This is a genomic window from Trichocoleus desertorum AS-A10 (assembly GCF_039962155.1).
Classification (GTDB): Bacteria; Cyanobacteriota; Cyanobacteriia; order FACHB-46; family FACHB-46; genus Trichocoleus.
On the sequence record NZ_JAMPKN010000044.1, the window covers coordinates 21,042 to 27,577 of the forward strand.

General features: G+C 47.8%; 10 protein-coding genes. 7 read left to right on the forward strand and 3 right to left on the reverse strand.

The features are described from left to right. Positions 1-6: 6 nt before the first annotated feature. Together NDA01_RS26690 and NDA01_RS26695 are read right to left on the reverse strand one after the other, a co-directional pair. Complete coding sequence (locus tag NDA01_RS26690; RefSeq protein WP_348230384.1) at positions 7-552, reverse strand: hypothetical protein; 546 nt, start codon at positions 550-552, stop codon at positions 7-9. Positions 553-554: 2 nt separating this feature from the next. Continuing rightward, the gene (locus NDA01_RS26695) at positions 555-1,022 is read right to left on the reverse strand and encodes a hypothetical protein (RefSeq protein WP_348230385.1); all 468 of its coding nucleotides are present in this window, start codon (positions 1,020-1,022) and stop codon (positions 555-557) included. 299 nt (positions 1,023-1,321) lie between these two features. On the opposite strand from NDA01_RS26695, the gene NDA01_RS26700 reads away from it, so the two are divergent. From NDA01_RS26700 to NDA01_RS26710, 3 genes are all read left to right on the forward strand, one after another. Further along, the gene (locus tag NDA01_RS26700; protein WP_348230386.1) at positions 1,322-1,465 is read left to right on the forward strand and encodes a hypothetical protein; all 144 of its coding nucleotides are present in this window, start codon (positions 1,322-1,324) and stop codon (positions 1,463-1,465) included. A 25-nt stretch (positions 1,466-1,490) separates the two neighbouring features. Then, on the forward strand, positions 1,491-1,898 hold the full coding sequence (locus NDA01_RS26705) for a hypothetical protein (protein WP_348230387.1): 408 nt from the start codon (positions 1,491-1,493) through the stop codon (positions 1,896-1,898). A 400-nt stretch (positions 1,899-2,298) separates the two neighbouring features. Then, entirely contained in the window at positions 2,299-2,973 is a 675-nt protein-coding gene (locus NDA01_RS26710) for a carbonic anhydrase (protein ID WP_348230388.1), read from the forward strand. 56 nt (positions 2,974-3,029) lie between these two features. Here NDA01_RS26710 and NDA01_RS26715 read toward each other — a convergent pair whose 3' ends face one another. Then, a complete protein-coding gene (locus NDA01_RS26715) occupies positions 3,030-3,317 on the reverse strand; it encodes a hypothetical protein (protein ID WP_348230389.1) in 288 nt (95 codons plus the stop codon). Between the two features lie 648 nt (positions 3,318-3,965). On the opposite strand from NDA01_RS26715, the gene NDA01_RS26720 reads away from it, so the two are divergent. The 4 genes from NDA01_RS26720 to NDA01_RS26735 all read left to right on the forward strand — a co-directional run. Then, positions 3,966-4,517, forward strand: a complete 552-nt coding sequence (locus NDA01_RS26720; protein ID WP_348230390.1) for a GNAT family N-acetyltransferase — start codon at positions 3,966-3,968, stop codon at positions 4,515-4,517. A 126-nt stretch (positions 4,518-4,643) separates the two neighbouring features. Further along, positions 4,644-5,519: a DUF4037 domain-containing protein gene (locus NDA01_RS26725; RefSeq protein ID WP_348230391.1), complete on the forward strand. Its 876-nt coding sequence runs from the start codon at positions 4,644-4,646 to the stop codon at positions 5,517-5,519. A gap of 136 nt (positions 5,520-5,655) precedes the next feature. Further along, positions 5,656-6,180: a GNAT family N-acetyltransferase gene (locus NDA01_RS26730; RefSeq protein WP_348230392.1), complete on the forward strand. Its 525-nt coding sequence runs from the start codon at positions 5,656-5,658 to the stop codon at positions 6,178-6,180. 82 nt (positions 6,181-6,262) lie between these two features. Next, positions 6,263-6,536: isochorismate lyase (locus tag NDA01_RS26735; protein WP_348230393.1), on the forward strand; the 274-nt coding region annotated here is incomplete at its 3' end.

The window sequence follows — 6,536 nt, forward strand, 5'->3', positions numbered from 1 at the left end:
TGCTGGTTAAGAGGCGCGGGCGATTGCTTCATCAATGCGGCTCAGTGAATTGCTGCACAACTCCCGATTGACTTGGAGAATGCTTTCAACGGGATTCTCAACCCCACCCAAACCCATGCGCTGATTGATGCGTTGGGCAGTAAGGGTGGGCGCAGACTGCACGAAGCTGACCACCTTCTCGACCACGTGGTTGATTTGGTGATTCGTCTGAACCACAATCTCAACCCCAACGTTCTCAACCCCGCTGATGATTTGGTCTAGGTGGGTGAACGGCACATCGACCGGGATGTCTGATGGAGTAGGAGCGGGGGGCTGCACCGCTGATTGAGGAGCGATCGCCTCAGTCTCGGTTTTTGTCAATTCCCCACCTTTACGGAGTCGAGCAGGAGGTTGTGCCTGACCCTGCTTCAGTTCCTCGATCCAGCCAATCATGACTTCAGGAGTAACTTGATGGGCAGTCATTTCGTAGGCTTTCAGTTTGGCTTCTACCTCGGCAGGTTTCAGGTTGATGCCATTGTCCTTAAGGGCTGTTTGAATTTCTGCAAGGGTCATGGTTATGCTCCTATGTGCTCAAGCCACCAATTGATTTGTTTGGCGGAGTATTGCTTGCTGCGGCTGAATTTCCGCTGGGTACGTCGCCCAATGCGGTACAGGCGATCGATGGGGACAGTTTTACCCGTTAGTTTCTTCAGAGTGTTGGGGAGGTCGCGCCCATGACAAGGCTGAATTAGTGTATTGACTGGCGTCTCTGCGATCGCTTGCAGCCAATCTTGCTTGTCAGGCTGGTTCATCTCCAAAAGAATCTGAGGGTAGGAGTAGGAACCTCGGGGGTTCTGGGCCTTAAGAAACGTCAGAGTGATTAACTTCTTCACCTCAAAAGGTGTGAGCCAATCTCCACGCTGGGGTGTACTCGGGGGAACCTTGCAAGTCCGCTTCCAATTGCGCCAGGTGCGAGGGTCAAACGAGCGGCCATAGATGATGGCGCACTTTTGCATGACCTCTTTACCCTGAAGCAGCTCCATTGCCTTACCTCCTTTTTGCCCTGTTCTGTCTTGATATGTCTTTAATGACTCTATAAAGACTTCTAGCATATTTTCCAGGGGAGTAACAGAACGTTCTAGGCTCAGTTTTGGGTTCCTGTATGAGGTCGAATTGGCCGAAAGCATTGCTCTGTCTTGGCTAAGAACTGGCACATGGGTAATGTGACAGTTCCCTATGCGATGTTCCGTAAGTGCGGCAGCAAAATAACCTCAAATACCTGCCCTGCCGTACCTTGACCATACAAACAGGGGCATACATTTATTTGCGCTGCGTAGGCTGTATGAGGCAGCAACGCCGCAGTCTGCTGTATAAGCCTTTAAAGCAAGGCTGGCTAGCAATCGGAGTTCATACACTAGCGATCGCCTTAGGGAAAGACGCAACGCCGAACCACAAAGGTTTGAGTAGTTCCGCCTGCTTGAGCTAGGCTTAAAGTGTCTTCGCAAGTCAGTATGAGCAAGCAATTACGAATTACGGTGAGTGATGAGGAGTTTGCCATCCTCGCGCCAATCGCCGAGCGCTGGAGCAGACCCACTAGCGAGATCGCCCTAGAGTTTTTTCGCATTGGGTTTGTGCCAGGGGTTGAACGCTATCGAGTGATGGCTGAAGCGGCAGATAAATGGCAAGCTACAACCCGCGATCGCCCTCGGTACCGCTCCATGGCTCATGCCATCACTTGCAACTGGGATCAGCTACAAAGCACGAAGCTAAACCCGAAGAGGTTAGCTGCTATCCGAGACGGCAGCCAGAAGCCCACTGAGACGGAATTACTCAGGCTTGCCTTGGCTTTGGGGATTAGCGAACAAGAATTGGAGTTATTGCCTCTGCTAGACGAGGAAACCACCAATGCAGCTCGCTAGTGCGCTGACCATTGCATTCCCTGTACTTAGCGATGAGTGTCCGCTGTTGACGGCTTATAGCTGCTAGCCGCCTCAAGAAGGAAGCTTGACAGCTGCTGATGGCGCTAATTTTATGCTGCTCTACTAAGCTCAACCTCAGACCCTTTGTCGAAGCAGTCAGTGAGCTCTTAAATGATATAGGGGTCTGTGGTGAAGATTTCTATCGCGATCGCTCATTCTCGTAACTGCTTTGCTTATTCGTGTGCTCGTGTCCCCCTGTCAAGCCATTTGTTAGCATTTCTTTACCGAAGTACGGAAAATGTTACGGTTCGTGTGTAGTAAGGGAAGGATAGAACTACATCCGCTTGGAGGATGCCGTGCGAGTACACTCACTAGCCTTGCCAGCAGTAGGAATCGATTTATGTCAGTGACCGGTCTGATCCAGGGACTTAATGCCTTTCACAGCGACTATTTCACCACAAATCGAGCCCTGTTTGAACGACTCTCGAACGGGCAGGCACCCGAAGTTCTCTTCATTACTTGTTCCGATTCCCGGATTGACCCCTGCTTAATCACGCAGTCTCAGCCCGGTGAACTCTTCGTGATGCGTAATGTCGGGAATATCATTCCGTCTTATGGAGCCGCGAGTAGTGCTGAAGCCGCTGGGGTAGAGTATGCGGTCGCTGGAGTCGGGGTACGGGACATCATTGTGTGTGGTCATTCCCACTGTGGGGCCATGAAGGGGTTGCTGCAAGTCGGCAATCTCAGTGAGCAGATGCCGCTGGTCTACGACTGGTTAAAGCGCCATGGAGAAGCGACGCGACGCTTAGTGTTAGATAATTATGCGCACCTGCAGCCCGAGCGCTTGCTCAAGATCGCGATTGAGCAGAATGTGTTGACGCAGATAGAGAATTTAGAGACGTATCCTGTCATTCGGTCCAAGTTGCATAGCAGGCAACTGAACTTGCATGCTTGGATGTACGAAATCGAGACTGGTCAGGTATTCGCTTATGATGCGGGATTAGGACAGTTTACGCTGCTGAGGCAGCGCTCCTTCCCGGTACCCGACCCATTGATTACAGCTATTGCACAGTAAGCAGGGAAACCCTGTCGTTTCCTTAGATGGGCATTCAGGCGATAGAAATGCGTCCGTTAACGCCGAAGGTTGAATAATCCTGCTATCAGCAAAACAATGCCTGTGAGAAAAAGGTAGGCGCTTTGAAGGAGAAAGCGATCGGCAGCAATTCGTCTATAAATGTTGCCAGTTGTCACATCGATACCACCGCTACCAAGTTGCCCAAAGAATGTGCTGAGGTTACTTTCGACTTGCGAAGGAAGAAATGAGATGCTGATAAAGGCGATCGCTATCAGTACAATACCAATAACTATTAAGCTCGAGCTAGAAAAGAAACGCCGCAACATACTCCAATTAATTTTCAATTAATCTGTTCAATATAACGTTTCTGCTCTGGTGAGCTACGGCTAAAGAATCCAGTATTAGTTGTTATAGAAGAAGTTGATAAAATGAAGATGAAGGAGAACAAAGAAATGCACACTCCTCTTCGATAATTCTGGGAAGAGGGTAAATTCTTTTCATACTGTTGATGTACAGTTTAGTTAAATTGATTTGATTTAATCACAACGAATTTACATTGCTTTAAATATCTCCAGCGAGAGTGGGAGACTGTTTGTGGTCGAAGGCTTAGTTTTAGAAACGGAAAAACTTTGGCCGTTAAGGTTGAAAATTTTATAAGTTAGAACTTCTCACGATCCCATGCCCTGATTTTTAGCTGGCGAGGATGTGTCATTGGCTTTTAGAACCCATTGCCGAGAATGCCCCCAAATGGCAATATTCATCAACAATCTAAGCTTGATGCAAAAGAGTCACAAAAATGCTTGTATCCCTGACTGCATAAATATTCTAGCAAATCTAAAACTGTAGTGCTCTAGGCTAGATAGCCCGAATGAGTTCGGCCTAATTAAGAGTTCGAGGTTATCTGCGGTGGGTGATTGGGAACATTGGCCAGCAGTTCTTGAGTAAAGCATTCAACCAAACAACAATAGTGGAGCAAAGTTGTATTGTTTCCAGTGAATTTTCTTCCCCAATCAACTGAACGGCTGGTTCTGCGTCGGTTTACAGATCTTGATCTAGATAGTTTTTTTTCCTACCGCCAAGATTCTCAAGTCGCTCAATTCCAAAGTTGGTCGATGTTACCTTATTGTGAAGCGCAATCCTTCATTGAGGAAATGCAAATAGCAGCGATGGGGATACCAGGTGAATGGTTTCAAATTGCGATCGCCCACAAGCAATCCAACTTGCTCCTGGGTGACATTGGAATGCAGATTTACACTGAGAATCCGGCAATCGTAGAAATTGGTTTTACTTTGGCTCGTGAAGAGCAAGGTAAAGGATATGCACAAGAAGCTGTTCAAGCTCTGGTTTGTTCAATATTTGAACTTGGATACATCAACCAGATCGTCGGAATAACTGATATGCGAAATGAACCGTCTATTAATTTGCTGAGGCGCTTGGGAATGAATTTAGTGCAATCAGATGAGGTGGAGTTCAAGGGTGAATTGTGTATTGAGCAAACATTCGAGTTGAGAAGAGAGAATTGGTTATTGCACAAAGCAGGCTAACCCTATGTTAGAGGGGATGGAGTCAAGCTCTTTGTACGGAATTCAAGGTTACTTACCACGGCTCAACTTGGTCGTTAGCCTGCTGTCCGCTACATTGTTTCAGCAGAAGAACTTATACTCCTCAACATGACTGAGCACAGCGCCTGGCGAATTTCATTAGCTCACGAAATTGCTCCTGCTTTCACGGCTAATCCTAAAGTTGCAGCGTGTTTTGTATTTGGCTCGGCAGCGTTAGGGATTGCAGACCAGTATTCTGATCTTGAACTAGGATTCATCTGGTCACAATTGCCGTCTGTCGAAGAATTACAAGCCACAGCGCAAAATGTTGGTGTCACAGGATGGGAAATTGAGCCGTATGGAGAAGCAAAGCAGGCATGGTTGGAGCAGTTCTACCTATACGGCATGAAAGTTGAAGCGGGTCATTGGGCGCAACATACGATGGATAACATTGTGATTGATGTGGTTGAGCGTTACGATGTGTCCCAAAATGGGCTGTTGTTTGAGAACCAAGCGATCGCATCTCATCTGCAACGCGCATTAGTGCTTCACGGTGCAGACAGGATTAAACAATGGCAAGCTCAGCTTTCTCCTTATCCTAAAGAACTTGCGGTTGCGATGGTTCAAAAGCATCTAAAATTCCGCCCGTTTGATGGTCAACACATTTTGACCGAACGCCTTGAGATTCCGATGCTGTACGAAAATAATTGCGCCATTGTACGATGGCTTCTCAACATCTTGTTTGGGATAAACCGCACTTATCATCCTGGTTTCAAGTGGACTCGTTACTTTGTGGACGAAATGAGCATCAAACCGCCTAAGTTTTTTGCTCGGTTGGAGTGCGTTTTTCAATCGGATGCTGCCAGCGGAACCCATGAGTTACGACAACTCATAGACGAAACGTTCGACCTTATAGAGCAGTGTTTACCAGAAGTTGACCTCAATCAGCAGCGTGAAACGTTCAGTCAGCTTTATGCGAGATGGAAGTTGCCTGTGAATGGTTAACTTAACGTCCATCAAAACAGGCTAACCATCCCAATGCACCAGAACAAAGTCAAGTGATTGGTTAAATACAAAGATTATCTGCGTCCGGTGAACGGGAACGTTAGGCGACTTTCCTAAGAGCAGAAGGATACCGCTAATGCAAAGTAAGAACCTACATTTTGAGCCACTCACTGACGCCCATGCCGACGAACTCTTTTCTATTCTGACCACACCCGCTGTCCTTGCCTTTATCGATCCAAAGGGAAATCCACCGACTATAGAGGAGTTGAGGACAGAGTACGCTGCCCGCTCTCACGGTCCTGTGGTTTTGGCAACGCCAACTGAGCAATGGTTCAACATGGCAATCCGGTTAAAAATTCCTCCCTCTCCCGTGATTGGTCGGCTGGAGGCGACAGGATACGGGGAATGGGGTGAGGTCGCCTATTTGTTAGGTGAAGCTTGGTGGGGCAAGGGATTGGCATTCGAAGCGATGCTTTGGTGGCACGATTACCTGGCTGCTGTTGCACCCGGAACCGCATGGTGGGCCGCTGTACATCCACTGAATCAGCGGAGCATTCGGCTCTTGAAACGTCTTGGGTACAAGAAAGTGGACGCAAATCAGCGCCCGAAACTTTCTTCCTACGATGTAGGAGATTGCTGCTTTGTCCGTCTGCCTAGATAAAGGAGAATCAGGAGACTACTGTCATCAAACTTGGTTAGGTTAGAATCGAAAGCCAGTCCCATCAGTTGTGCTTGGCAAGCCCATGAAATCCCCCGAACAATGTGAAAGCATGACGGACATTCGAACCGAAATCGATCGGTTAGACCGTCAAGTTCTTGCACTACTTGGCCAGCGCTTCGCTTACGTCAAAGCTGCCTCTAAATTTAAGACGAGTGAAACTAGCGTTAGAGCACCTGAACGCTTGCAAGCAATGTTACAGCAACGTCGAGTTTGGGCAGAGGAAGAAGGATTAAACGCTGATGCAATTGAAAAAATGTACCAGGATCTAGTTAATCACTTCATTGATGAAGAGATGA